This window comes from Paenibacillus radicis (ex Gao et al. 2016), assembly GCF_014641555.1.
Lineage (GTDB): Bacteria > Bacillota > Bacilli > Paenibacillales > Paenibacillaceae > Pristimantibacillus > Pristimantibacillus radicis.
The window spans coordinates 24765-49887 of sequence record NZ_BMHY01000017.1 but is presented as its reverse complement, the minus strand read 5'-3'; the positions used below and the strand labels follow the sequence as shown (position 1 = coordinate 49887).

The 25123-nt window shown below is 51.2% G+C and carries 26 protein-coding genes and 1 riboswitch; of the genes, 14 read left to right on the top strand and 12 right to left on the bottom strand.

Features of this window, described 5'->3' with window-relative positions:
* Window positions 1-207: 207 nt before the first annotated feature.
* Genes IEX98_RS25795 through rluF form a run of 3 tightly spaced genes read left to right on the top strand, consistent with a single transcriptional unit; the run spans window position 208 to window position 3621 of the window.
* On the top strand, window positions 208-2088 hold the full coding sequence (locus IEX98_RS25795) for a PAS domain S-box protein (RefSeq protein ID WP_188892570.1): 1881 nt from the start codon (window positions 208-210) through the stop codon (window positions 2086-2088).
* Between the two features lie 59 nt (window positions 2089-2147).
* Window positions 2148-2921: an NAD(P)H-binding protein gene (locus IEX98_RS25790; RefSeq protein WP_188892569.1), complete on the top strand. Its 774-nt coding sequence runs from the start codon at window positions 2148-2150 to the stop codon at window positions 2919-2921.
* Window positions 2911-3621 (top strand): 23S rRNA pseudouridine(2604) synthase RluF, encoded by a 711-nt coding sequence (rluF, locus tag IEX98_RS25785; protein WP_188892568.1) that lies wholly within the window; start codon window positions 2911-2913, stop codon window positions 3619-3621. The genes IEX98_RS25790 and rluF overlap by 11 nt, the downstream gene beginning before the upstream one ends.
* 67 nt (window positions 3622-3688) lie before the next feature.
* Here the strand turns inward: rluF and motB are convergent, their stop codons facing one another.
* Entirely contained in the window at window positions 3689-4501 is an 813-nt protein-coding gene (gene motB, locus IEX98_RS25780) for a flagellar motor protein MotB (protein ID WP_188892567.1), read from the bottom strand.
* Window positions 4485-5285, bottom strand: coding sequence for a flagellar motor stator protein MotA (motA, locus tag IEX98_RS25775; protein ID WP_188892566.1), 801 nt, complete (start codon window positions 5283-5285; stop codon window positions 4485-4487). Before motA ends, motB begins: the two co-directional genes overlap by 17 nt.
* Before the next feature lie 177 nt (window positions 5286-5462).
* Between motA and IEX98_RS25770 the strand changes: the two genes are divergently transcribed.
* Together IEX98_RS25770 and IEX98_RS25765 are read left to right on the top strand one after the other, a co-directional pair.
* Entirely contained in the window at window positions 5463-5756 is a 294-nt protein-coding gene (locus IEX98_RS25770) for a hypothetical protein (protein ID WP_188892565.1), read from the top strand.
* Window positions 5757-5911: 155 nt separating this feature from the next.
* Window positions 5912-7132 (top strand): EAL domain-containing protein, encoded by a 1221-nt coding sequence (locus IEX98_RS25765; protein WP_188892564.1) that lies wholly within the window; start codon window positions 5912-5914, stop codon window positions 7130-7132.
* Here the strand turns inward: IEX98_RS25765 and IEX98_RS25760 are convergent.
* Window positions 7129-7656 (bottom strand): GNAT family N-acetyltransferase, encoded by a 528-nt coding sequence (locus tag IEX98_RS25760; protein WP_188892563.1) that lies wholly within the window; start codon window positions 7654-7656, stop codon window positions 7129-7131. The two genes, IEX98_RS25765 and IEX98_RS25760, sit on opposite strands and share 4 nt — an antisense overlap.
* Before the next feature lie 155 nt (window positions 7657-7811).
* On the opposite strand from IEX98_RS25760, the gene IEX98_RS25755 reads away from it, so the two are divergent.
* The 3 genes from IEX98_RS25755 to IEX98_RS25745 all read left to right on the top strand — a co-directional run bounded on the left by IEX98_RS25755 (window position 7812) and on the right by IEX98_RS25745 (window position 11181).
* Window positions 7812-9071 (top strand): MFS transporter, encoded by a 1260-nt coding sequence (locus tag IEX98_RS25755; protein WP_188892562.1) that lies wholly within the window; start codon window positions 7812-7814, stop codon window positions 9069-9071.
* Between the two features lie 963 nt (window positions 9072-10034).
* Entirely contained in the window at window positions 10035-10433 is a 399-nt protein-coding gene (locus tag IEX98_RS25750) for a VOC family protein (protein WP_188892561.1), read from the top strand.
* Window positions 10417-11181: a class I SAM-dependent methyltransferase gene (locus IEX98_RS25745; protein WP_188892560.1), complete on the top strand. Its 765-nt coding sequence runs from the start codon at window positions 10417-10419 to the stop codon at window positions 11179-11181. The genes IEX98_RS25750 and IEX98_RS25745 overlap by 17 nt, the downstream gene beginning before the upstream one ends.
* Window positions 11182-11304: 123 nt before the next feature.
* Here the strand turns inward: IEX98_RS25745 and IEX98_RS25740 are convergent, their stop codons facing one another.
* The 3 genes from IEX98_RS25740 to IEX98_RS25730 all read right to left on the bottom strand — a co-directional run bounded on the left by IEX98_RS25740 (window position 11305) and on the right by IEX98_RS25730 (window position 15242).
* Complete coding sequence (locus IEX98_RS25740; protein WP_229692396.1) at window positions 11305-11772, bottom strand: C40 family peptidase; 468 nt, start codon at window positions 11770-11772, stop codon at window positions 11305-11307.
* Between the two features lie 5 nt (window positions 11773-11777).
* Window positions 11778-11945, bottom strand: a riboswitch (cyclic di-AMP (ydaO/yuaA leader).
* A 450-nt stretch (window positions 11946-12395) separates the two neighbouring features.
* Window positions 12396-13208 (bottom strand): hypothetical protein, encoded by an 813-nt coding sequence (locus tag IEX98_RS25735; protein WP_229692400.1) that lies wholly within the window; start codon window positions 13206-13208, stop codon window positions 12396-12398.
* An 18-nt stretch (window positions 13209-13226) separates the two neighbouring features.
* On the bottom strand, window positions 13227-15242 hold the full coding sequence (locus IEX98_RS25730) for a M1 family metallopeptidase (RefSeq protein WP_188892558.1): 2016 nt from the start codon (window positions 15240-15242) through the stop codon (window positions 13227-13229).
* 104 nt (window positions 15243-15346) lie between these two features.
* On the opposite strand from IEX98_RS25730, the gene IEX98_RS25725 reads away from it, so the two are divergent.
* From IEX98_RS25725 to IEX98_RS25700, 6 genes are all read left to right on the top strand, one after another.
* Window positions 15347-15883 (top strand): YwhD family protein, encoded by a 537-nt coding sequence (locus IEX98_RS25725; RefSeq protein ID WP_188892557.1) that lies wholly within the window; start codon window positions 15347-15349, stop codon window positions 15881-15883.
* On the top strand, window positions 15883-16500 hold the full coding sequence (locus IEX98_RS25720) for an NAD(P)-dependent oxidoreductase (protein WP_188892556.1): 618 nt from the start codon (window positions 15883-15885) through the stop codon (window positions 16498-16500). Before IEX98_RS25725 ends, IEX98_RS25720 begins: the two co-directional genes overlap by 1 nt.
* A 161-nt stretch (window positions 16501-16661) precedes the next feature.
* A complete protein-coding gene (locus tag IEX98_RS25715; protein ID WP_374705386.1) occupies window positions 16662-17219 on the top strand; it encodes an RNA polymerase sigma factor in 558 nt (185 codons plus the stop codon).
* Window positions 17216-17821: a zf-HC2 domain-containing protein gene (locus tag IEX98_RS25710; RefSeq protein ID WP_188892554.1), complete on the top strand. Its 606-nt coding sequence runs from the start codon at window positions 17216-17218 to the stop codon at window positions 17819-17821. The genes IEX98_RS25715 and IEX98_RS25710 overlap by 4 nt, the downstream gene beginning before the upstream one ends.
* 34 nt (window positions 17822-17855) lie before the next feature.
* Complete coding sequence (locus IEX98_RS25705) at window positions 17856-19025, top strand: hypothetical protein (RefSeq protein ID WP_188892553.1); 1170 nt, start codon at window positions 17856-17858, stop codon at window positions 19023-19025.
* Window positions 19022-19654, top strand: coding sequence for a hypothetical protein (locus IEX98_RS25700; protein WP_188892552.1), 633 nt, complete (start codon window positions 19022-19024; stop codon window positions 19652-19654). The genes IEX98_RS25705 and IEX98_RS25700 overlap by 4 nt, the downstream gene beginning before the upstream one ends.
* Before the next feature lie 70 nt (window positions 19655-19724).
* Here the strand turns inward: IEX98_RS25700 and IEX98_RS25695 are convergent, their stop codons facing one another.
* From IEX98_RS25695 to IEX98_RS25670, 6 genes are all read right to left on the bottom strand, one after another.
* Window positions 19725-20369, bottom strand: coding sequence for a peptidylprolyl isomerase (locus IEX98_RS25695; RefSeq protein ID WP_188892551.1), 645 nt, complete (start codon window positions 20367-20369; stop codon window positions 19725-19727).
* Between the two features lie 152 nt (window positions 20370-20521).
* Window positions 20522-20848 carry a cytochrome o ubiquinol oxidase subunit IV gene (gene cyoD / locus IEX98_RS25690; protein ID WP_188892550.1) on the bottom strand — a complete coding sequence of 109 codons (327 nt, stop codon included), beginning with the start codon at window positions 20846-20848 and terminating at the stop codon, window positions 20522-20524.
* 1 nt (window position 20849) lies between these two features.
* Window positions 20850-21476: a cytochrome o ubiquinol oxidase subunit III gene (gene cyoC / locus IEX98_RS25685; protein ID WP_188892549.1), complete on the bottom strand. Its 627-nt coding sequence runs from the start codon at window positions 21474-21476 to the stop codon at window positions 20850-20852.
* On the bottom strand, window positions 21477-23453 hold the full coding sequence (locus tag IEX98_RS25680; protein ID WP_188892548.1) for a cbb3-type cytochrome c oxidase subunit I: 1977 nt from the start codon (window positions 23451-23453) through the stop codon (window positions 21477-21479).
* Between the two features lie 23 nt (window positions 23454-23476).
* Complete coding sequence (gene cyoA / locus IEX98_RS25675; RefSeq protein ID WP_374705385.1) at window positions 23477-24466, bottom strand: ubiquinol oxidase subunit II; 990 nt, start codon at window positions 24464-24466, stop codon at window positions 23477-23479.
* A 322-nt stretch (window positions 24467-24788) separates the two neighbouring features.
* Window positions 24789-25079, bottom strand: a complete 291-nt coding sequence (locus IEX98_RS25670; RefSeq protein ID WP_188892547.1) for a hypothetical protein — start codon at window positions 25077-25079, stop codon at window positions 24789-24791.
* Window positions 25080-25123 lie beyond the last annotated feature (44 nt).

Below are 25123 nucleotides of genomic sequence, written 5' to 3'. Positions count from 1 at the left end.
TCAAAAAAATGCGGTTTGTTCGTATTTATTCCTCGAACAAGTATTCCGTTGTTAACATGTGGTGGATAAAACTGTGGATAACTATCTTGTTGTCCACAAAAATACGCACAACTTATTCGAAGGCTATGTGGATGAAATGTAGATAATGTGAATAACTTGTGCATAACCAGGCTGAAATCCATTCTATGCAAAGGAAGTGTCGCATTCTTGTCGTTCAAAATCAAGTTTTCATTTTTGATTACGCTGATCATTTTGACCGCATTCCTTTGCATAGTTATTGTGGAGGAAATCTCGACGATACGCAATATGGAGCAAACGGCAAAAGAGCAGATGCAGAGTATTTCGAAGCATGTGGCACAAATGATGAAAGAGGAACAAGAACAATCGATTCAAAGTACGGATGGAGGGAATTTGTATAATCATTCAGCCGAGCGTCTGAACAGCATGGTCGATGTGCTGCAAGCTTTGGACGATCAATTGCTGGAAGTTACGCTGTTTGCGAAGAAGCCTGCTGAAGAAGCTGCTGCTGCCGCTCATACGATTGCTGACTGGGGCGTTGCCTACGGAGCTTACTCTTATGTGGATGAAGGCGGAGACGCGGTATATTTGGCTAAGGCTTCGAATGATGCATTCCACTTCCGAGAGGTAGAAATTAACGGCGTCGAGTATATGAAAAGCTATTATAGTGTGGAGGGTTTTCCTTACATAATTGGTCTGGTTTATGATTGCGAATCACTGCATCAGGTGGTAAGCCTCAATCGGATTTCTGCGCTACAGTACGGCATTTTTATATTGTTATTTGTGCTGTTCAGCAGCTATTTGCTGTCAGGCTGGCTGCTTCGGCCGTTGCGCAATATTTTGTGGAAAGTGAATGAAGTGTCCCAAGGCCGATTCGATTCCGTAATCAAAGTAATCGGGAAGGATGAATTCAGTCTGCTTTCCTTGAAGATCAATGCCATGTCGCAAAATCTCACGATCTACATGGACAAGCTGCGCAAGGCTTTTGAGGATAACCGGCGAATGAAGGATTATTTGCAATCCTTTATTAATCATACAAGCGATGCCATCCACGTAGTTGATTTGGATGATCGTATTATTCAGGTGAATCAGGCGTTCGAGCAGCTCTTTGGTTATGACAGTGAAGAGGCGATCGGGTACAGTCTGATGCTTGCCCCGGAATCGCATCGCTCCGAGATGCGGCTCATTCAGAATTCGCTGCTCTCGGGCAAGGTGCTGCCGGCACAGGAAACTTTCCGGATCACGAAGAGCGGCGAAGTGATTCCGGTCAGCGTCACGGTATCTCCAATTAGGGACGAGAAGGGCGACGTACAGGCGTTTGCCAGTATTACACGCGATATGCGGAGCCGCAACCGGATGGAGGAGCTGCTGCGCCGTTCGGAGAAGCTGACGACGGTTGGCCAGCTGGCCGCCGGAGTGGCTCATGAAATCCGCAATCCGCTGACGACGCTGAGAGGGTTTCTGCAGCTTCAGCAGCAAAGTAAGAAGTTGAATGTAGAGCATACCAGCTTAATGCTGTCGGAACTGGATCGAATCAACCTAATCGTTGGGGAGTTTCTCATTCTGGCGAAGCCGCAGGCGACGCGTTTTACGACCAAAGACGTGCGCACCGTGCTCAAAGAAGTCATGTCGCTGCTCGATAGCGAAGCTCATATGTATAATGTGGTGTTCAGCCATTCGTTGACGGATGCCTCCTGTCTCGTCTCCTGTGAGGAGAATCAGTTGAAGCAGGTATTCATCAATCTATTGAAAAATGGCATTGAAGCGATGCCAAACGGCGGCCGTATCCACGCCCATGTGGCGCGTAAGCAGGATCAGATTACAATCTCGATAACCGACGAGGGGATCGGTATTCCGGAGGATATGATTGCAAAGATCGGGAGTCCGTTTTTCACCGGCAAGGAAAGCGGGACTGGCCTTGGCATGATGATCAGCCAGCGCATTATTCACAGCCACCAGGGGCTGATGGAAATTCAGAGTCAAGTCAACGTAGGGACGACGGTTACAATTATGCTCCCGGCTTTGAATACGCAATCGAATGAAGGTATACTGAAGGAATCGGAGCAATAGAATTGGGATAGCGATATGGACGGAAATCGGAATCTATTCGGGATGGCGGTGGGCTTACGATGGTTGATCACGAACGGCGGGGCTCTGAATCCGGAACTTATAGCTGCTTGGTGGCAGGTGCAACGGGATTGGTCGGTTCGGCAATCGTGAAGCAATTGCTTGCTGATCCGTCTTGTCATGCCGTTACGGTACTGGCTCGCAGACCGCTCGATTTGCCCGGAGCGGCCGGAGCCCGTTCAAAGCTGAACGTCATTGTGGCAGACTTTGAACAGCTTGGGGAGGCGCTTAGCGACGTCTCCGTCGATGTCGTGTACTGTGCATTAGGGACGACCATTAAAGCAGCCGGCTCTCAGGAGGCGTTTCGCAGAGTCGATTACGAATATCCCGCGGCGCTTGCCGATTGGGCGGAACAGACCGGCGTGAAGCACTTTCTCGTTATCACGGCGATGGGCTCTTCTGCCAGCTCACCTTTCTTTTACAGTAGGGTGAAGGGGCTGCTTCAGGAAAGGCTGGCAGCGGTGCCGATTGAAACGATGCATTTCTTCCAGCCCTCCTTGCTGCTTGGCCATCGGCAAACCGTAAGGTTTGGGGAGACGGTTGCGGCTGCATTGTCCAAATCGCTGGGCTGGCTCATGGTCGGTCCGCTGCGGCCTTATCGCGCGATCGAGGGCGAAGCTGTCGCGGAGGCGATGCGAACCGTAGCAAAGCAAGCTGTTGATGGTCAACTCGACCAGGAGCTGGGCGGCGATAAGCCAGCCTTATTCATCTATCCTTCTATAAAAATCGCGCAGTTGGCGGCACATACACATGAGGTGAACAGAAGTGCGTATTAATAAGTTTATTAGCGAGACGGGCTATTGCTCGCGTCGCGAGGCGGATAAGCTGGTGGACAGCGGCCGCGTAACCATTAATGGAGAGAAGGCGCAGCTCGGCAGCCAAGCGGAGCCCGGCGATGATGTGCGGGTGGACGGCAAGCGAATTGGCGAGCAGAAGCGCCATATCTACATTGCATTGAACAAGCCCATAGGTATCACTAGTACGACGGAGCTTCATATTCCAGGCAACATCGTCGACTTTGTCGGCCATGATGAGCGGATTTTTCCAATTGGCCGACTGGACAAGGATTCAGAAGGGCTAATTCTGTTAACGAATGACGGGGACGTCGTGAATCCGATTTTGCGTTCGGAAGGCCGGCATGAGAAGGAATATATCGTGACGGTTGACCGTCCGATTACCGCCGATTTCGTTAAAGGGCTGTCGGAGGGTGTGAAGATATTAGGCAGCATGACGCTGCCTTGCGTCGTTACTCGTATATCGGACCGGGTGTTTAAGATTATCCTTACGGAAGGCCGCAATCGGCAAATTCGCAGGATGTGTCAAGCTTATGGGTACCATGTGCGGAAGCTGAAACGGCTGCGCGTCATGAATATCGAGCTGGGCGGACTGCAAACGGGACGTTGGCGCGATCTGACCGAGCCTGAGCTGAAGGAGCTGTTCCAGACGCTGGAATACGAGCCGGCCTCGCTTGGATAAAGGAGAATAAGGAAAGGACCTTCGCGGCTGAGCCGCGAAGGTCCTTTTTTGTGTAGTTCTATACGTTCTACTGCTTCGGAGTAGCCGGAATCTGCTCAATAGCATTCTGATCGATGTACTTCCGAATAATAGAGACTTCTACGCGGCGGTTTTTCGCCCGTCCTTCAACCGAAGTGTTGGCAGAGACTGGACGATACTCGCCGTAGCCGATAGCACTGAACCGTTCTGGCTTCAGACCTGGATTTTGCAGCAGTACGTCCATGAAGCGAATCGCTCGGGAAGAGCTGAGGTCCCAGTTGGACTTAAATTCCCGCGTGGAGATCGGTTCGTTGTCAGTATGGCCGGATACGATAATTTCATATTCCGGATATTGCTGCAGCATTTTGGAAATGGCAGATGCCAGATCCTTAGAGTCATCCCTCAGCACAGCGCTGCCGGAAGCGAACAACGCATTGTCGCTAATCGTAATCATCAGCTGAGATTGATTGAGCTTCGTTTCCAGCTCCGTCATCAAGCCGTTCTTTTTAATGTATGTGTCGAGGCTTTTCTTCAGCTTCTCCAGATCCTCTTGCTCTTTCTTCATGAGCTCCTGGCGGCGTGCTTCCTCTTCCTTCTTCTTCTTATCTTCCGGGTTCTCAACAATAATCTCATCTTTCTGAGGCCCGCGTTCTGTAATAGAAGGATTATCAAGAACGCCTGACCCGCTATTGAAAGCGAGAGTGAATGCTTGGCTCAGCTCTTCGAATTTCTTAACGTCAACCGAGCTCATGGAATAGAGCACGATAAACGTAGCAAGCAGAAGAGTGAGCAAGTCAGCGTATGGGATCAGCCAGGATTCGTCAATATGATCCTCGTGGTCATGCTTATGCTTTCTGCTCAACGGCGCTTTCCTCCTTCTCCCGCAACTTAATGCGCTCGGTTGGAGTCAGGAATACCGACAGCTTCTGGTTGATCGCAATAGTAGAAACGCCGGATTGAATGGAGAGCAAACCCTCTACCATCATAAGACGAATCTCAATTTCCCGTTTCGAGAGACGTTTCAGCTTGTTGGCAATCGGATGCCAGAGTACGTAACCTGTGAAAATACCGAGCAGCGTCGCGATGAAGGCAGCCGCGATAGCGTGGGCAAGGTGATCCATGTTGCTCATGTCCGACAAAGCGGCAACCAGACCAACAACGGCACCCAATACACCGAGGGTAGGCGCGTAAGTGCCCGCCTGTGTAAAGATAAGTGCTCCTGCTTTATGGCGCTCTTCTGTTGCCGAAATATCCTCAAGCAGAACATCCCGTACGAAATCTTGGTCATTGCCGTCAATAATCATACGCATGCCATTGCGGAGAAATGTATCGTCAATATCATCGACTTTAGCTTCAAGTGCCAGCAAACCTTCGCGGCGAGTGATGGAAGCCCACTCCATGAAGCTTGCGATTAATTGATCACGCGGCATTAGTTTTTGCTCGACAAATACTTTTTTGAATAGCTTGCCAGTCTTCGACAGCTCCGATAACGGGAAAGCAATCATCACGGCAGCAACGGTTCCGACTATAATAATCATAAAGGCTGCGGGATTATACAAGTTACCAAGACCTGCACCTTTTAATACCATCCCTACCAAAACTGCTATAACTCCTAAAACGACACCAAATACCGTAGATTTTTCCATGATACACCCCGTCCAGTACGTATTCGACAATATCTACTACTATTATCGACAGGATGGCTTATTGAGATTAGACTTAAAACAATGATTTACGAGGTTCGCGTTAAAATTTATAAAATGCGGTAAAATGATAGTATAAGGTTAACGACTAAATTCAATGAGATAAAGGTGGTTATGAACATGGGTGTAAGGCATGCAAGAGAATATGTAGATATATTGAAGGAACTAACGGAAGCGGTCAGCGCGATCGGGGACAGCTATACCTTTTTCGAGATGGAAGAAGAAGAGTGGGCGGCGCTTGGCGAAGAGGATCGGCGTGAAGTGATGGAGGCGCTGGCGGACGATGTGTTTTTCGGACTGGGTGAGCAGCCGGTTATCGCGGTCGGATCGGGAGAAATTACGTATCATCCGAAGCATCATGTTATTGAAGTGTCGCAAGGCGACAATGTGACGCGGATGGTGCGGCTCATTTAAGCGATTTGAAAAAAATTCGACATCGAAAAAAGCATATACAAGGATTAGGCGGCAGAGATTCTGTCGCTTATTTACATTTATTGTCGAATCATATAGAATGAAAGCAATTATAATGGCAGGAAAAGTAACATACATATAACACAGGGGAGAGCGCGATGACCATCACTAGTAATGATTTGCCGAAAGCGCTCGGCTTGGACGACGAATATTTGGCTGCGTTCTATCAACCGATTATAGCGATGGATACAAGGAAGATTGCGGGCTATGAAGTGTTGGGGAGAGCATGCAAGGAAGAAGGGGCCGTACGCAGCTTGGGGCCGTTCTTTTGCGATGCGACCGTTCCGGATGAGGATCATATTGCAGTAGATCGTATTTTACGAGAGCAGGCTATGAGTAAATTTAGCGAGTTTGACTCGCCTCCCTTGCTGTTTATTAATTTGAAACCCAATTGGATTCAGCGCTATTCCGATTCGGGGGAGCTCTACACGTTGAACCTTATTGATAAGTACGGCATCGATCCGCGCCGGATCGTCATCGAGATTACTGAGGAAGCGTTCCACGGTTCAAGAGAGGAGCTGCGCAAGGTCGTTGATCTCTACCGGTCCAGGGGCTGCTTGATTGCAATTGATGATGTCGGCAGCGGCTTCAGCAGCACGGGCCGGATCGCTCACATTCAGCCGAACATTCTGAAGATCGACATGCATATGATCAAACGGAGCGCGACGCATGACGGCTATCTGGGAGCGCTGCGCTCCTTCTCCGCGCTTGCAGAGCAGATTGGCGCATCACTGCTTGCCGAAGGCGTCGAGACACGAGACGATTTGGAGCGGGCGATTCAGGCAGGCGCACGTTATGTGCAGGGCTTTCTTTTCTCACAAGCAGAATCGGAGTTTCAGGAAGCGCAACGGTTTGCGCCGCTGCTGGAGGAGGTGCTGGACGCTCACTTGCGCAAGCATCTTCTGTCGGAGCAATATTGGCAGCAGCAATCCCGGCAGCTTGCCGCTCAAATTGATCTGACGGTGCAGGAGCAAGGCTATTACGAGCATAAGGATATATGGATTCGCGGATTGCTTCCCAAGCTTCAGGACAACTGTATCCGTGTTTATCTATGCCGCGATGACGGTATTCAGCTGTCCTCCAACTTTTCACGCGTAGCGGATCAGGAATGGCGGCAGGAGGATGAATTTCGCGGAGCGAACTGGAGCTGGCGGCCGTATTTTATCCCCAATCTCGTGCAGTTGGGTGAAAGCCGGCCGACGATCGTATCCCGTGTCTACACCGATCTGGAATCGCATGCGTGGATTCGGACCATATCGGTACTCGCAGGTCCGGGCCTTATTTTATTTGCAGACATAAAGGCGCCGGATAACGATTAGGAGCGAGGCTGGAAAACCATGCAATGGAACGACGCAGCGCCGCGGGGCGTTGACCGGATATAGGTATCGTCAATGCGGAAGCCTGCTTTCTCGTAGGTGCGGATGGCTCGAAGATTCCAAGTCAGCACCTCAAGATCCACGGTGCAATCGGGCCGGAGGCGGAGCGCCTCCTGTGTGACGAGAGCGGCAGCAGCGGCACCAAGTCCCCGGCTGCATAAATCGGGGCGAAGGCCTAGGCCCAGCCTCGTGACGCCAGACATCGGAAACAGCTGCGCAAAGCCGATGAGCTCTTGGCGGTCATTGACGATGGCTTTATATTGTTGCTGTCTAAGGACGGGATCGCCGAATTCGATTCCGTCCTGTTTCATTTGATCCCAGCTTGGCCATTCATAGAGGCGGTAAGGGGGCTCGTAGGTCCAACCGCAAATTTGCTTAGCGCAGCTAATTTCCAGCGGGATGATAGTCATAACGGCTGGCAGTGGTTTATAATGTAAGGATGGCAAGCCGGAAAATAATTCAGTCATGGGACGACAGCTCCCTTTTATAGAAGATTTTGAAGGACGCAGGCAATGAATGAATTGCGCTTCCGGTTGCTTGGCTAAGTACAAACAATATGCTTTATTATTATACGCTACTTCGTTCTTTAGAAGAGCTACCCGTTCAAGGAGATTTTAATGACATGCGGAAATTGTTATGGCTCGGATGCTTGTCTTATCTGGTAATCGGCTTGGCTCACGTCATTGGCGGAGCTGTGCTGGAGCAAATGATGGCGAAGTACGGACTGTCTTACAGGGACAGCGGACAATGGATTATGAATCAGTTTCTCGGATTTCTTGTTGGTGTGCTGTTAGCGCCAACCATTACTTCGAAAGTGGGCAAAAGAGGCGGCGTCCTCATTGCTATCGGTTTGCTCACGATAAGCGAAGCGGCATACAGTCTGCTGCCTCCATGGGGCCTTATGCTCGCAATTGCGCCTTTCGCTGGCTTTGGTTTTGGCATGACGGAAGCGGTCGTTGGAGCGATGGTTATTGACATGGCCACGCAGAACGGCAAGGCTTCGGCTATGAGCAGGGTGGAAACCTTTTTCGGAATTGGCGCTTTTCTGATGCCAACGATGGCCGGGCTGCTTATTCGTCATGATATATGGCAGCTGTCTTTTCCCGTGTTGGCTGCGATGTCGGGTATAATGTTCATCCTGTGGCTAACGATGCAATTCGGAGGAGAGATCGACGACCGGATCAGTTATCATGGACGGCTTGGTGATCAGTCACCGTCGCCGCAAGGGACTGCTGGTATGAAGCAGGGGCTTAGTGAGGCAGGTGTTCGAAAAGGCGGCTTGCTGGGCTATCATCCGCAAACGCTGCCATTTTTGCTGCTTGGCTCGTTATTTTTCATGGTCTATGTCGGGATGGAGATGAGCTTCTCCAACTATTTGCCGTCCATATTGATTGAGCAATCCAATGTCGCGGCGGCCAACGCGCCGGCTGCGCTTAGCTTGTTCTGGGGGACGATGATCGCTGGCAGGCTGTTTGCCGGCCGTCTGGCAGATTGGGCAGGCTACTCCCGTTATTTGCTGTTTGCGACGGCGGGAGCGGCTGTCGTGTTCGTGGGCATGGCGCTTACAGGCCAGTTGACTACGATGATTGTGCTGATCGGTTTGAGCGGGCTGTTCTTCTCAGGTGTATTCGGCATCGCGCTCGTCTATGCGAATGAGCAGATTCAAGGTATGACCGAGCGGACGACGAGCTTGCTCGTGGCCTCCGGGGGGCTGGGCGGTGCGCTGTTCCCGCGATTGACGGGCTGGATGATGGATCGCTTCGGTGCTGGCAATACGTTATGGATGCTAAGCGCATCAATCATACTGCTGTTTGCGCTGCTGCTGGTTATGCTGGTGCTGGGCAGACGGCATCATGCAGGCGCTCGCTTGAGCAGGGGGTAAGTCTGTGCACACTCTAATGCTTGAGGCCGGGAAAATGTGCGATCTCTGCGGATGTTGCGAGTGGCTGGGACAGGTGAACAGTAAATAACGAACCTGCTTCGCTAGTTAACGAAGCAAGGTTTGTTCGAGGGCGCTGAAGATCGCCATATAGGATTGCAGCGAAGCAAAATGCGCTATTCGAGAACCTGAGTTCTTGAATAGCGCATTTTTGTTCGTTGCAGCAGGGCAGAGGCTGTAGAGTTGCCGCTGTAGCGAAAGTTAGTTCACTAGAGAGCGAAGGTGGTTCGTTACTGGCACCGCGCGGGACTCCTGGCGCCATCGCGGTACACGGTGCTCAATCACACGTCCGTGCTCAAATCTCTTGCAGCGGTATGATTGAGGTGGATGGGGCGCGGCGCTGTGTGAAGCGGGTCGGTGACTACGGAACAGGATGGGTACGAATTACGTTTGTGATCTTGGCGGATGATGGGATTACTGGAACGGGTGACAAGTAGATAACGAACCAGCTTCGCTGATTAACGGAACAAAATGCGCTAATCGGGCAAGAATGAGCGCCTGAAAGCTCTATAGTGAAGAAAAGCACATCCACTCGGCATCTAAATTCTGAATAGCGTTTTTTTCCTTATTGGCGGAATTGCGGAGGTTTAGACGTGGTGCAGAGGGAGTTAGAGAAAATTGGTGCATTAGAGAGCGAAGGAGGTTCGTTATGGGTGGGCGTGAGAGGAGGAGCTGTGATAAATGTGGCTATATTGCGCAGATGTCGGGTTGAAAACCTGCGAGAATTTCTTTATAATAGAAATTAGAGATATAAAATGAAACATGGTTTCACTTAATGAAACAAAAAACGGGTTCGGGCAACAAGACCAACAACAAGACCAACAACAAGACCAACAACAAGACCAACAACAAGACCAACAACAAGTTGCCCCGCTGCGATGACTAATCGAAAAGGCGGCGATGATCGTGGCTTTCGCATTTAAGGGAATTGATCATGTGCAACTCGCAGCCCCTGAGGGGTGTGAGCAGGAGGCACGGGCGTTTTATGCCAGGCTGTTGGGCTGGCGTGAGCTTGAAAAGCCGGATTCGTTGAAGAAGCGCGGCGGAGTGTGGTTTCAATGCGGCCCGCAGCAGGTGCATATCGGCGTGCAGACGGGGTTCACCCCTGCGCGGAAGGCGCATCCGGCATTCGGGGTATGCGGTATTACGGAATTGCAGAGTTGGCTGCAGGCACACGGCGTTGAGACCATTGCGGATGACAGCAGGCAGGAAGAAGGAGCGGAACGTTTTTACGTCAACGATCCTTTCGGCAATCGATTGGAATTTATGGAATGGGAGCGTGAAGTCAATGGGAAGCAGCAATAGTAAAGAGAGATTTTCGAACCGGGTAGAAAATTACGTGAAGTATCGTCCGGGATATCCGGCCGAAGCGCTTGATTATCTTTACTCTGATGTTGGCATGAAGGCCAGCTCGCGGATCGCCGATCTTGGAGCGGGCACGGGCATTTTCTCCAAGCTGCTGCTGGAGCGCGGCAGTGAGGTTATTGCCGTGGAGCCGAATCAGGCGATGCGGGAAGCGGCGGACAAGGAACTCGGCAGCTTGCCGAATTACCGCTCTGTTGCTGCTGCTGCGGAGACGACCGGTTTGCCGGAGCATTCCGTTGATTTTATCGTATGCGCGCAATCCTTCCATTGGTTTGACCGGCCTGCTGCCCAAGCTGAATTCCGCCGTATATTGAAGCCTGGCGGCAAAGGCGTTCTGATCTGGAATTCCCGGCTTACGAGCGGCACGCCATTCCTGGAAGGCTATGAGGAGCTGTTGCGTCTCTACAGCACGGATTATAAGCAAATGACCCATAAGAACATTTCGGCTGATCAGCTGCGGGTGTTCTTCCGTGAGAACGGAATGCGGGAAGCGGCATTTACGAATGGCCAATTGTTTGATCACGAAGAATTGCTCGGCAGAGCACTTTCTTCCTCCTACGTCCCGGCAGAGGGAGAACCGAACCATGAGCGGCTGAAGGAAGAGCTGGGTCAGCTCTTCGAACGTACGAATGTGAACGGTCAGGTGAGTTTCGACTATCAAACCGAGATTTTCTGGGGAGAGGTCTAGCACTTCGCCTTCAATAAAAACAACAAAGCCGCAAGTCGTACTGTCCTAGGGGACACACGACTTGCGGCTTTGTTATGGAGACCTTCAAACGCGCTTCAAAGGATGAAGCTGCGGAAGCGGGCTCTATGCTTCGTCAGCGTACTTCTCAGAAGTAGCCGCATTCATAACACGACGAGCGGTTACATAACGAGACTCATAATAGGAGTCGCTAAGTTTGCTGATTGTAACGCCCTTGCTGGACGAAGAGTGGGCAAATTTTCCATCGCCGACATAGATGCCGACATGAGAAATGCTTTTGCCGTTCGTATTGAAGAATACGAGATCGCCAGCATTCAGGTCGCTTTTTGCAACCTTTTTACCCATTTGTGCTTGAGAGCCGGAAGTGCGAGAGAGCTCGATTCCCATTTTCTCAAATACATAGGATGTGAATCCCGAGCAATCAAAGCCTTTCGTGGACGTGCCACCCATTAAATAAGGAGTGCCGATGACATCATCGATAATGCCGTCCATTTTGGAGTCCGCGAATACGCTGCCTGCTTGAAAAGCGAGCAGCAACAGGAGTCCAGCTAGCATTGCAGTAACCTTTTTCAAAGCGGTAAAGCCCCTTCCGATGCCGACGAGGTTAGCTGTGGGGTTCGGTTGAAGGATCCCTATGATTTCTCAGGCGTCCGTTCTTACCCGGCGATGCCGGTGCAGACGTCGAAATCAATTCACCCAGAGTGGTTCCCCCGTTTCCAGTACAAGGAATTAGGCAAGCTTTTTATGTACTTGGGAAATATTCGTTTTTTTTCGCAAATCTCCTTCTCCAACTGGCAAATTCTAATAATTCTCATGTAACCTTTTGCCAAAAACACGCGTTTAACATGATTTCATTGACTGATTATGTGCTTTTATGGGGCAAGGGGATTAAAATTAATAACTATTTACATTTACTATGTGTGAAGAAGAGAGAATATGTAGAGCAATCGAAGAGAGTGCCCTCATGTAAGCGGGTACAAGCATAGTGGGCGGCGATAAGATCGAGGTACAAAAGCCAGCACTGGCAAGGGAAGGACAAGCGTAGACGGTATTCGACACCGGGAAAAGCGCAACTTCAATTCTAATACTTCTAATTTTTGTAATAGAGCGGCCGGACAGGCGCAGACAGGCTGCCAAAAGCCAAAAAGAACGCCAGGGACTACCCCGGCGCTCGCATATTTGCTGTCTATTCGATGTTATCCTTGCGTCCTCGACTGTAAACAATCGTATTGTGCGCAAATGGTCCATACTTTCATCATCGTCCGAATGAGATGATAGCCTTGGTGAAGAATTAAGGCAAATAGTCCGGCCCAGATTAAGGAAATACTAGTGACGAAGAGAGCGATTCCGATTCCGATTGCCCACATGAGCAGCGATACCCCGGTGAAGGGGGCGATATGGCGCACCGCATGCCAGAGGGAATTGAAAGCCCCGTTGCTGGAAGCAACCCCAAATTGCATAGAGAGGAACAGCAGATGGAGCAGGGCGCTCCACAGCAGCCATATGGCAGCCCCAGGCAATACGGTCTGCAGCAAGTCGCCCGTTGAGCCGCTTTTCAGCAGTGCTTGGAACCCGGTAGGGAGAAGCCACCATGCCGGCGCCAAAGCGAGAAGCGTCTTGATCCAATAAAGCAGCATAACTGGCTTCCAGGTGCTGCGAATACCGTGTATAAATTTCGTCCCGCTCTCATCGGTTGCATGGTGCAAGGAATAGAACAATCCGGCATTGAATAGCGGTGTGAGCAGCATGCGGGTTAGGAATAATCCGCCAAGCAGCCATAAGTAGGGATGAATGAGGTCGGTCTTCATTAATTGGAACTGCGCTTCGCTAAAGAAGAGCCGGACTGCCGAAGGGGGCAGCGCATCGCCCGGGAAACGCCGCAGAAGCGGCGTGACGACCGAATCGACGAATCGGTAAAGGAAGAAGCCCCATAACAGCTGGTACAGAAACAAAAGAATGATGATGTTCATATGTTTGACCGCCAGCCGCCAGCCTTGCATCATATGCATTTTCAAGGAATATCCCTCCTACCAGCTCAACGTTCCGAGCAGCCCTTCGATTAATTTGGCAATGCTGAGATTCCAGCGCGTTTGCTTCGTCTCCGGCAGCTCGGCAAGCATAAAGTTGTTAATATGCTTGTTGTCGAGCACGTTGCGGTACTCGGAATCGACGGCTGCCCATGCGAGCGGAGAGTCATGGACGACTTTGTACTGGATATGCGAATCCTGCGCATCCCATTCTTTTGTTATGCTCGTACCGTCCTTAAACTGCATAACAAGGGGGACAGGGCCGATATTGCCGCCGTTTTTCTTCACCAGTACCGAGGATTCGTACATCGGCTTCCCGTCCTGCTCAATCGGACGAACCTGCACGGTTTCGATGGAAAAGTCGGCCATTTGATCGTGGTACACAAATTGATTGAAGTAGTCATGCCATTTCTGCTTCGTCACTTGCTCCACTACCCGCTGGAAGTCGCCGCTGGAAGGATGCTTGAACTTATATTTCTGGAAGTAAGTCCGCATCACTTTTTGCATCATACGGGTGCCAATCTGGTTCTCGATGCCGACCAGCACCAGCTTGGCCCGCATATATACGTTTTCGGCGTAGTGATTATGGCTGTTGTAAGCCCATGACGGCTGCTTAAGCGGTGCAGGATCCGTCATATAGCTGGCTTCGAGCGCCAAATTCGGTATGACGCCATACTCGCTTTCCATGACCTTGTCTTCGGCGTAGGAGGTGAAGCCTTCGTCGAGCCAGGCTTCCTCGAATTCGTTGGAAGCGGCCATGCCGTACCAATACTGATGACCAATTTCGTGAACGACGGTCCTCTCCAGGCTGTAGCCGGGGTTGTCGTTCTCCGCAGCGAACGCGGTTACGAGGGTCGGATACTCCATGCCGCCAGCTCCGTTAGCGCCTTTTGGAGGCACGATCACCGATAGCGTCGAGTACGGATAATCGCCGTACCATTGCGCATACTTGGTCAGCGCTGATTTGGCCGCGTGCATGTACCGGTCTTTGAGCGCTTCATGCGCCGGATCCAGATACAGCTTGATGCGTACGCCGGGAATACCGGTGCCGGAGAGCGTGTCCTCTACATAGACGAAGTCAGGAGAGGCAGCCCATGCGAAGTCATGGACATCATCGGCGTAAAATTGGTACACATGGTCGCCTTTGCCGGTACTGACCGGCGCTTTGGTCTGGAATCCGGTTCCGGCTACCGTATAAGACTCCGGTACTTGAATGTTGACCGAATAGATGCCGAAATCACTGTAAAATTCTGAGTTGCCGTGGTATTGATGAATGTTCCATCCCTCAGAGGTTCTGCCGCGCATGCCCGCGGTCTCATAGACAGCCAGCTTCGGAAACCATTGCCCGACCATGACGAAGGAACCGGAATAGCCCATCCGCGCAAACACTTCGGGCAGCTTGACTTCAAAACTCATGGAAAGCGATACCGACTTGCCTGGCGCTACCGGGGCAGGCAGCTTAAGCTTGGCCAGCGTAAAATCGTCGGTGTTGCCGTCGTCAGGCTGGACATAATGAAGACGCGGCAGCAGGCTTTCGCCTTCCATCGTATCCAAAGCGCTCAGCTTCATATAGCCTTGGCTTGCTGAGGTTGCCTTGTCCTCCCGAAGCTTGCCCTTGGATTCCTTCATAAACGTAGACTTGTCGTTAAGGAAGGCGTTCGGGTACAGGTGAAAATAGAGCTCGGACACCGTTTTTTTGCCCGGATTGGTCCAAGTCACCGTCTGCTCTCCGTACAAGGAGCGAGCGTCGTTCTGCAGCGCGACGTTGATGTGATATTCGACGACCCTCTTGCTAAGCGCTTGCGGCTTGGCTTCGGGAACATCGGGCGCGGCTGGCGGCGGGGCAGGCGGCTTGGCCGATGTCGGAACAGATTGCGGCACAGCTTTGGCGGCAGGGGCGAACGCGTATGTATATTGGGATTGCCAAGCGTGGCCGAAGCCCTGCTGGATCGACAGGCCGAGCAGGACGGCGGTGAGCGTGAATAGCAATAAACGTTTGACGTGGCGTGGAGTCATTGAACGTTTCCCTCCCGTTGACAAGCATCTACAGCATGTATATGTTGGCTTTTCACGGATTATTAGCTAAAATGTAATTATTGTACGGGGAAGGTGGAAAAGCCATGACTGAACAGCAAGGACAGCCGGAACAACAACCGGAGAAGAAGGAAAAGAAATCGTTGTCGCTCAACGTAGTGAGCAACAAACCACATAGAGGCTTTGGCGCGGGCACAATCGATTTGAGCCAAGTATCCTGCGTTATTATTGATGAGGGCGTTGCTTATATCGATGACGGAGCGATGCATGCCAAGAGCAAGGTGGAGAAGGGCATCAAATTCAGCCCGGACAAAGCCAATACGCCAAACGGCAGAACATGCTGGATTGTGTGGGTTGCGGTGGAGCGTACGGATGCAGGTACGCAATATGCAGGCGTTACAGCTTGTGAGATGCTGATTGATAAAGAAGCGCGTCGCGGATGGAAGATCCTCCCTGATCACGTTAACAAGCTGGATGCTGCGCTGAAGCGTAAAATCAAGCTGGAAGAGCTTGCTGCCGAGGAAAAAGCAGCGCTGCGCAAGCTTCTTACCCAGCATAACGAAGAATGGTGGAACCATTCCTCCGATGAGCTGAAGCAAGCACTCGCTCCCGAGAGCCTATAATGAAGCTTGTCGTCTTCGGAGCCAGCGGCGGAATCGGACGGAAAGTCGTTCGTCAAGCGCTCGATGCGGGGCATCAAGTGACCGCTTACGTTCGTGAACCGAAGCGGCTTCTGCTAGGTCATCATCCCGGACTTACCGTCGTGACGGGCGATGCGCTCCATCTTGGTTACGTGAAGCGGGAGATAGCCGGCCAGGACGCCGTTATCTGCTGTGTCGGCAGCCAAGGGCTTGGCGAGACGACGCTCATGTCTGAAGTGATGTATAACATTATTGAAGGCATGAAGGAGCATGGCGTATCGAAAGTCGCTTATGTCGCTTCGGCTGGCATTCATGGCGAGTTGAAAGGCCTGAGCGGTTATATAATGAACCGTGTGCTTCGGCATGTGCTGGCGGATCATCTCCGTGCTTACGAGCTGCTGCTTGAAAGCGGCTTGGAGTGGACGGTGGCGCGGCCGATGCAGTTGACGGATGAGCGTTGGACGGGGATTTATCGTCAGACGGACAGTGGAGTGCCCAGAGGCGGCAAAGAGATATCGCGCGCTGATGTTGCACATTTTCTGTTGACTTCGGCAGCGTCTGACGCCAATGCGGGCAAATCGATTGGTCTTGCCTATTGATGAAATAAGAGACCGGGTTACGGACGAACTTATCAGCGTTTATGCTGAAGTCATCGCGTAATCTGGTCTTTTTTTGCATATTCGAAAAAAAGTTTTGGAGAAGGTGCAGGGTTCGGAGCGTCTGGTAACGTCTATAGTATTCGGGAAGGGAGGAGAGCGAGATTCAGGACGAGGCATGGATCAAAGCCGTTCAAAACGGCGGGCCTGCGGCGTTTCAATCTTTTGTGCATGCGTATGGTCCATATTTATATCGAACGGTGTATGCTGTCGTTCGTTCGCCGCATGATGCGGAGGATGTGACGCAGGAAGTGCTGCTGCTCATCTATCGCTCCCTCCCGGAATGCCGAATGGATGGCTTCAAAACATGGATGACCCGTATCGCAGTCAATCGTGCGATCGATTGGAAACGCAGCAAAGCGCGCAAGCCGGAACAACCAATGGAGGACATGGACTGGCAAGAGGAGGATTTGCTGGCCTCGAACACAGGAATTGCCGCAGAGGAAGCCGCTATAGCGCGTGAAGGAAGGCGGCAGGTACGGGAGCAGGTACAGCAATTACCGGACAACTACCGCGAGGTTGTGACGGCTTATTATATGGAGAACAAATCGTACGAGGAAATCGCTACCGATACCGGCCTGGAGCGGAAAAGCGTAGAGTCAAGGCTTTACCGGGCGAGGAACTGGATTAAGCGGAACTGGCGGAAGGAGGACTTTGAATGAGCGGGACAGGCAATGATTCGGACAACCTGGAGAGTATAAGGCAGGTTGAGCAGTTGAAGCAGCAGCAACAGCGAAAGGATTGGCATGCAGACAGCACGACGATGCATCTCTACGTCGATGACATTCTTCCTGAAATAGAGCGTGAGAGGGTAGAGGCCCATATGGCGCAGTGTGACGTTTGTCTGGAGCTGTTCATGACAGCGGTAGAGCAAGCGGAAACGGTGACGGCTGCACAAGGCGCAGATTCATCTGACATGCCGGATATGGAGCAAATGGGAAGAAGATTGAGCGGCCTGCTGTTCCCGCCGCGTATCGTTCAGGAGAAGCCTTATCGGCGCCGTACGTGGCTCCAGCATCCAGCCGTTCATTTCGGAGCGGCTGCCGCCATTACGCTGTTGCTGCTCGGTACCGGCACGTTTAACGGCGTAGCGGAGCGGATGATGGAGATGGACGAGCATGCGAGGGTGAAGCTGGAGACTGAACATGAACCTGCTAAAGGTCCGGCCGCCGAGGTGGAGCAGCAAGACGGCTCCTGGTCGGATCGGATGGTAGACCGGACGTTAAGCTGGCTGAACGGCATCGAGAAAAGCCGATTTAAATAGATCATTTGTTAGATGAAAAGGAGTTGATAAAGTCATGCAAGGAAATAAAAGCCCGATAACGGCCTTTTTTCTATCTGTATTTCCGGGCGTCGGTCATGCCTATCTGGGGAGGCCAGTCCGTTTTGTATTATATGGGGGAGGCTTTTTCGGTTCTCTAGGACTTTTGTTATTAATGGCGATGACGCACTCTTACGAAGGGAATATCATTATATTTCTTATGTTTGTAGCTGCTGTTAGCTGGATCATCAATATGATCGATATGATTGTCTCTCTGCTCAACGGAGCAGGTCAGCCCCGACCTGTACAGCCCTACGTTGCAGATCCCGGAATGAACCCGGGATGGGATGCAAGAAGTTTCTCTTACGAACAGCGGCGAGAAAAAACGCAAACCATCCTGCTGTCATTTTTACCTGGTGTAGGTCATATGGCGATGGGGATGCTGCAGCGGGGCTTGGCCTTTCTAGTCGCATTTATAGGCTTGTTAGCCATTACGATTTTTATTAGCATCATCACGAATACGGGCAGCTTTCTGGTTTTTCTGTTAGCGTTGCCTGTCATTTGGATCTATACGTTGTTTGATGCAGTGCAGCAGCTGCAGCGCAAGCATCGCGGCGAGACGATCGATGACAAGCCTTTCTTCGAGGAACTGGAGGAGCATATCGGCTCCGGCAAGAAAAATAAAGTGCTGGCTGCAACGCTGTCGCTGTTTCCCGGCGCGGGTCATTTGTACTTAGGGCTGCAAAAGCGCGGCCTGCAAATTATGGGCGGCTTTCTTATCTCCATCTTCCTGATGGATTCCTTGCGGCTGTCGATTTTTCTCTTCTTGATGCCCCTCTTCTGGTTCTTCGCTTTCTTTGATGCGCTGCAGCAAATGTCGCGCTACGAAAGCAATCAGTTGAAGGATCAAGCGGTAGTCGCGCAGCTGGCTCCTTATCAGAAGTGGATTGGCCTTGCTTTGCTTGTGCTGGGCGCCTATTATTTGCTCGATCAAGTCATGGGTACCTATATATCCCAGACATGGCCAGCCGTCTATCGGGAGTTCATGAAGCTGAAGTATAACCTGCCGACGGCGCTCGTTGCATTTGTCATGATCGCAGCAGGGCTGCGACTGGTCTTTGGCGGCGGCTCCAGAGGCGGTTCAGGGGGTGTTCCCTCTGAAGCCCCTCCCCGTCTCCCTGAATGGGGTAAGGAGGAGCGCTCATGAAGGCCTGGCGCGTAGGTTCCTTATCTATGGGAGTGACGCTGCTGCTTCTAGGAGCAGCGATCGCCGTGTCCATCTGGAATGGCACGGATTCTGTTAATCTGCTGCTTTGGGTCGCTCCGGTTGTCTTTATATTGCTGGGCACGGAGCTGTTGTTGTATCTATGGCTGGCGGGTACGGAGCGGACGGTTATGCGTTACGATTGGATGAGCGTGTTTTTTGTATCCGTTCTTGGAGTTGGCGCAGTTGCGATGGTATCGCTGACTTCGACGGGACTGCTGGGGGAGTTTCGCCAGTCTCTTCAAATTACAGAACGGACTGCTGTCGTGAAGACGGATGCCGTCAAAGTGCCAGACACGGTGAAGAAGATCATCGTTCAATCCTTTGAGCAGGTGCAGCTGGATAAAGCCGAAGTCCAGGATGTCCGGCTATTAGGGCAAGTACAATATTGGGCCGTGGAGCCGATGAAACAGCCGGAGTCGATCATTAGTACCGATACGGTAGGAAGCACTATGTATGTCATGATCGGAAGCTTCCAGCAGAAGAACAGGGGCATCGTATCGGAGTCGTATCATCCAAAGCTCACGCTCGTTTTGCCACAGGGTATTGAAGTGGAGGAGCGGGGGTTCTAACCTAAACAAAGAGAGAGTCGAACGGCAGTCACAGCCATCGGCTCTCTCTTTTTCGTGTGCATATGGTGTATTACTTCGCAACCGTCTCCGGTTCCGGGTAAGTAACACCTTTCGTGTCGACCGTTACTTTTTTCATCGCCATCGGGGTAAGCGGACGATCGTTTTCGCCGGTTTTTTGAGCGACGATTGCATCAACCGTCTCCATGCCTTCCAGCACTTGTCCAAAAGCGGCGTACTTGCCGTCAAGGGAAGGGGAGTCGGCTGTCATAATGAAGAACTGAGAGCCAGCTGAATCGTTCATCGCCGAACGAGCCATGGAGATGACGCCGCGCGTATGCTTCAAATCGTTTTGGATGCCGTTCGACGTGAATTCACCTTTAATGCCGTAGTCAGGGCCGCCCATGCCTGTACCATCCGGATCGCCGCCTTGAATCATAAAGCCAGGAATAACGCGATGGAAGATCAAGCCGTCATAAAAGCCTTTTTGCACAAGCGAGATGAAGTTGTTAACCGTGTTAGGTGCCACTTTAGGGAACAGCTCAACTGTAATTTTGTCACCGTTGTCCATTTCGATCGTTACGACCGGATTGGAAGGGTCTGTTTTAGAAGCGCCCTGTCCTTCGTTCTGTGTCTTGCCGCCGCCGCAGCCTGCCGTCACCAGCAGAACCAGAGCTGTAACTAAAGCAAAAGTCAATTTCATGTAGTCTCGTTTCATTCGTTAATAGGCCTCCTGACCTTAATAGGTTGTCCACTAAATATCATAGCATATTGGAAGGGATATGGAGAAATCCTCACTACGCGCAAAAAAAACCGGAAGCCGATCTCATCGATTCATTCGAGAGGGCTTCCGGTTTTCTACTATTCGTATTAGCCAACTACGTTGTAAGCCATGATCCAGATGGAGCCGGCTACGACCGTAAGGAGAATGACTAAGCCGAAAATAAGAGCGATCATATTGAAGCGCGGTTTCTTCTCATCACGGATATGCATGAAGAAGAACAACTGGACTACAAATTGCAGTGCCGCCATGATCAGGATGAAGATGATCGTCGCTGTCTTGCTCATCAGACCGTTCAGAACGATGACGAGCGGCAGTATCGTAAGAATAATCGAGAGTACGAAGCCGATGACGTAGGACTTCATCGAGCCGTGCGCGTTCGCATCAGCATGTGCGTTGTGATCGTGGTTGCTCATCCTACATCACCCCCATCAGGTAGACGACCGTAAGGACGAAGATCCATACGACGTCGAGAAAGTGCCAATACAAGCTGATAATGTTCACTTTACGCTGCGTAACCGGCGTAATGCCGCGTCTGCCCAGTTGAATCATCAAGCCGACCATCCAGATCAAGCCGACTGAAACGTGGAGTCCGTGCGTGCCGACTAGCGTAAAGAAAGCGGACCAGTAAGCGCTCGTGCCGATCGTTACGCCCTCATGTACAAGCTCAATGAACTCGTAAACTTCGAGGAAAATAAACGATGCACCGAGTAATGCTGTTACAGCCAGCCAGCCGATAAGGCCCTTCTTGTTCCCTCTATGCATCTGGAGAACGGCGATACCGCTGGTGAAGCTGCTCGTAAGCAAGATGAACGTCTCGGCGATAACGCCAGGCATCTTGAACATTTCATCCGGCGTTGGTCCGCCGTCCGTGCTCAAGCGGAGCACGGCGAAGGTGGCGAACAAGGTACCGAATAGAATAACGTCTGTTATGAGAAACAGCCAGAAGCCGAATACTTTGATGGATTCATGATCGTGATGATCATGGCCGTCATGACCGTGGCCGTGGCCCTTGTCATGCGAGGATGTTGCTGTTTGTGCCATTTAGTTAGCCCCCTTTAACGCAGCTGCTTCTGTCCGTTCGATCTCATCGACAGGGATATAGAAGTCGGTGTCATAGCTGAACGAACGAGCGATCATGCAGATGGCTACGCCGAGTAGTCCTGGTACAATCATCCAAGTCCAGCCCCATACGAAGCCAAAGCCTGCGATAAAGAAGAAGACGGACATGATGAACGGAATTGCCGAGTTTTTCGGCATGTGAATCGGTTCAAGCGGCGCAAGCGGCTTAGGCTTGCCGCCATTAGCGATTCGTTGCTTCTCTTCCCACCACTCGTCCTGGCTGGTAACAACCGGTACGCGTGCGAAGTTGTACATCGGAGCAGGCGATGGAATCGACCATTCCAGCGTACGGCCATCCCAAGCGTCGCCGCTTGTTTCTTTCTTGAAGAACTTGATGCTGTGCGCAATTTGCCATACTTGGAACAAGAACGCAAGACCCATAATGAAACCGCCGATCGTCGATACGACGTTAAGCGGCTGCCAGCCCATGTCGAAGTTGTATTCGTTGAACCGGCGTGTCATGCCCATCAAGCCAAGCGCATATTGCGGCATGAAGCAGACATAGAAACCGATATTCCACAGCCAGAACACCCATTTGCCGATACCGTCATGCAGCTTGAAGCCGAACATTTTCGGCCACCAGTAGTACAGGCCTGCGAAGTAACCGAATACGACGCCGCCGATCAGCACTTGGTGGAAGTGGGCAATCAGGAAGTAGCTGTTATGGAACTGGAAGTCGGCTGGTGCAACAGAGAGCATAACGCCTGTCATCCCGCCGACGATAAAGCATGGGATAAAGGCGACGGTCCATAGCATCGGCTGCGAGAACGTAATCCGTCCCCGGAACATCGTGAACAGCCAGTTGAATATTTTAACCCCGGTCGGTATTGCGATCAGCATCGTCGTTACGGCGAAGAACGCGTTGACGTTAGCGCCGGAGCCCATAGTGAAGAAGTGATGGGCCCATGTGAAGAACGAGAAGAAGCTGATCGACATAAGCGCGAATACCATTGATTTGTAGCCGAACAGTTTTTTCTTCGAGAAGGTCGATACGATCTCGGAGAATATACCGAAGGCCGGCAATATAACGATATAGACCTCGGGGTGACCCCACATCCATATCAAGTTAATATACATCATCGGGTTGCCCCCGCCGTCAAGCGTAAAGAAGTGCGCCCCGAGATATCGGTCGATGAAGAGAAGGAACAGTGTAACGGTCAGAATCGGGAATGCGAACATGATCGTTACGGAAGATGACAGAACCGACCAAGTGAACATCGGCATCTGCATCAGCTTCATGCCCGGTGCGCGCATCTTCAGAATCGTCACGACAAAGTTGATGCCGGACGCCAGAGAGCCGATACCGGAAATTTGAATACCCCAGATGTAGAAATCCTGGCCTACGCCCGGACTGCCCGAAAGCTCCGAGAGCGGCGGATATGCCAGCCAGCCCGCGTCCGGCGAACCGCCGATAACGAACGAAACGTTGAACAGCATGGCACCAAAGAAGAACAGCCAGAAGCTCAAAGAGTTCAAGAATGGGTATGCAACGTCGCGCGCTCCGATCTGAAGCGGGACGACGATATTGAATAAGCCGAACATAAGCGGCATCGCCATAAACAAGATCATGATGACGCCATGCGTAGTAAAGATGGCGTTATAGTGGTCCGCGTGTAAAAACTCCAGATTCGGCAGTGCAAGCTGCGTCCGAATCAGCAGGGCGTCAACGCCCCCGCGGAACAACATGAGAATGGAGGCGATAATGTACATAATGCCGATCTTCTTATGATCGACGGTCGTCAGCCATTCGGTCCAAAGCCAGCGCCATTTTTTGAAATAAGTAAGGACGAACACGACAGCGACTGAAGCAAGCGCAATTGAAACTTGCGCGCCAAGAATCAGCGGATCGCCCGTGACGAAAAAGTCATTCAGCATAAAGTCCATAAAATTCTGAAACATGTGGCCTCTCCTTTCATTATATCCTAATGTCCGGCATGTTCACTGGATGCTGTCTCCACAGATCCGTGATTCTCGTGATTTTCATGCTCATTTGTTTTTGTATCGCTTTTTGGAGCAATGGCTTCCGTGCTGCCGCCACCGTGGTGGTGTCCGGTACCGCCTTTGCCGATATATTGTTTCACTACACGATCGAATAGTCCTTCAGGGAAGGAGGAGAAAAATTGCTGATTTGAAGCTCCTTTTTCGGTCAGCTTCTTGAAGCCGTCTTCCGTCAGAGCCGGATAATTGCTTTTTACTTCTTTTACCCACGCTTCGTATTCTTCATCCGAAGTCGCTTTTACATCAAACGTCATTTTGGCAAACAGCTCGCCGGTAAAGTTAGCTCCGGAGCCGTAGTATAGACCCGGTTCATCGGCTTGCAGATGCAGCGTCATCGCCATACCGGACATCGCGTATATTTGTCCGCCCAGCTGCGGAATCCAGAACGAATTCATCGCTTGGTCGGCTGTTACTTTGAATTGAATAGGACGGTCTTCCGGAATTTGAATGTAGTTGACAGTGGAGATGCCTTCTTCCGGATACGTGAACAGCCATTTCCAGTCAAGCGAAGTCGCTTCAATGACTAGCGGCGCTTTGTCGGAGACAAGCGGTTTGGACGGCTCCAATTCATACGTATATTTCACCGTAATCACGCCCAGGATGGCGATGATGATAATTGGAATGCCCCACCAGATAGTTTCCAGCTTCGTGCTGTGCTCCCAATTTGGCTGATAGGAGGCTTTGCTGTCTTTCCGGTCGCGATAGCGCCATATGATGAAGGCGGTAAGCAGCAGCACCGGAACGAGTACGATCGCGCAAAGAATGACGGTCAGGTAGATCAAGTCTTTCTGCGATTCGCCGATCGGTCCTTTCGGATCCAGCACGATCATTTGCTCGCTGCATCCTGACAGCAGGACAGCCATCAGCATAATGATCATAAAGGTCAAAAGACGAATTTTCGGTCTCACGTTGATTCAACTCCTCAGGTTTACTCTTGGCTTTAACATTACCAGAACTCAAGTGGAATAACTGCTGCCTTAACAATTACGTCAACAATTCGTCTTTTTTCTGTAATAGAAAGTTCACTAGTTCGACACCGCTCGTTCATAGCTATTTCACAAAAGGAAAAACCGTCCTTTTTTACGTTGGAAAATGGGGTTTTTAACGGTTTGAAGGGAGACTTCGAGCAACAATGTCAAGAGCCGGTTACCCGACTGCTTGTCCATGACTGGACGACTTCACAAAAAACAAAAACGGCCCCCTCTTATAGACGGGAGCCGATTTGCAGATGAACCCTTATTCCGGAGGGGACTGTTGTTCCTTCTCAGCTAGCGCAGCGCTCATTCTCGCATGCACGAGACCAATCGCCGTACCAATTACAAAGATGAACACGCTGCCTACGAGGAAACCGATGCCGAGCATAAGCAATACGTTCTCTTCGCTGAAATGGCCGAGCTTTATAAGACACAACAGAACGCCGATCGACAATGCGGTCCATGCGAAGGCGGTCATCAACGAGACCAAGCGCTTCACGGCTGCCAGAGAGGATGGTTGGATATTGCTCACTGTTGCTGTTTTAGTTGTCATAATGAACACTCCCATTAACTTGTAAGTGCTTTCTTATCTACACT

Bases quoted from the DNA above. Each gene is read 5' to 3' on its own strand.
- IEX98_RS25790 (WP_188892569.1), top strand. From the start codon at position 2,148: ATGGTTGATCACGAACGGCGGGGCTCTGAATCCGGAACTTATAGCTGC.
- motA (WP_188892566.1), bottom strand. From the start codon at position 5,285: ATGGAAAAATCTACGGTATTTGGTGTCGTTTTAGGAGTTATAGCAGTT.
- IEX98_RS25770 (WP_188892565.1), top strand. From the start codon at position 5,463: ATGGGTGTAAGGCATGCAAGAGAATATGTAGATATATTGAAGGAACTA.
- IEX98_RS25765 (WP_188892564.1), top strand. From the start codon at position 5,912: ATGACCATCACTAGTAATGATTTGCCGAAAGCGCTCGGCTTGGACGAC.
- IEX98_RS25760 (WP_188892563.1), bottom strand. From the start codon at position 7,656: ATGACTGAATTATTTTCCGGCTTGCCATCCTTACATTATAAACCACTG.
- IEX98_RS25755 (WP_188892562.1), top strand. From the start codon at position 7,812: ATGCGGAAATTGTTATGGCTCGGATGCTTGTCTTATCTGGTAATCGGC.
- IEX98_RS25745 (WP_188892560.1), top strand. From the start codon at position 10,417: ATGGGAAGCAGCAATAGTAAAGAGAGATTTTCGAACCGGGTAGAAAAT.
- IEX98_RS25735 (WP_229692400.1), bottom strand. From the start codon at position 13,208: ATGCATATGATGCAAGGCTGGCGGCTGGCGGTCAAACATATGAACATC.
- IEX98_RS25730 (WP_188892558.1), bottom strand. From the start codon at position 15,242: ATGACTCCACGCCACGTCAAACGTTTATTGCTATTCACGCTCACCGCC.
- IEX98_RS25725 (WP_188892557.1), top strand. From the start codon at position 15,347: ATGACTGAACAGCAAGGACAGCCGGAACAACAACCGGAGAAGAAGGAA.
- IEX98_RS25720 (WP_188892556.1), top strand. From the start codon at position 15,883: ATGAAGCTTGTCGTCTTCGGAGCCAGCGGCGGAATCGGACGGAAAGTC.
- IEX98_RS25710 (WP_188892554.1), top strand. From the start codon at position 17,216: ATGAGCGGGACAGGCAATGATTCGGACAACCTGGAGAGTATAAGGCAG.
- IEX98_RS25705 (WP_188892553.1), top strand. From the start codon at position 17,856: ATGCAAGGAAATAAAAGCCCGATAACGGCCTTTTTTCTATCTGTATTT.
- IEX98_RS25700 (WP_188892552.1), top strand. From the start codon at position 19,022: ATGAAGGCCTGGCGCGTAGGTTCCTTATCTATGGGAGTGACGCTGCTG.
- IEX98_RS25695 (WP_188892551.1), bottom strand. From the start codon at position 20,369: ATGAAACGAGACTACATGAAATTGACTTTTGCTTTAGTTACAGCTCTG.
- cyoD (WP_188892550.1), bottom strand. From the start codon at position 20,848: ATGAGCAACCACGATCACAACGCACATGCTGATGCGAACGCGCACGGC.
- cyoC (WP_188892549.1), bottom strand. From the start codon at position 21,476: ATGGCACAAACAGCAACATCCTCGCATGACAAGGGCCACGGCCACGGT.
- IEX98_RS25680 (WP_188892548.1), bottom strand. From the start codon at position 23,453: ATGTTTCAGAATTTTATGGACTTTATGCTGAATGACTTTTTCGTCACG.
- IEX98_RS25670 (WP_188892547.1), bottom strand. From the start codon at position 25,079: ATGACAACTAAAACAGCAACAGTGAGCAATATCCAACCATCCTCTCTG.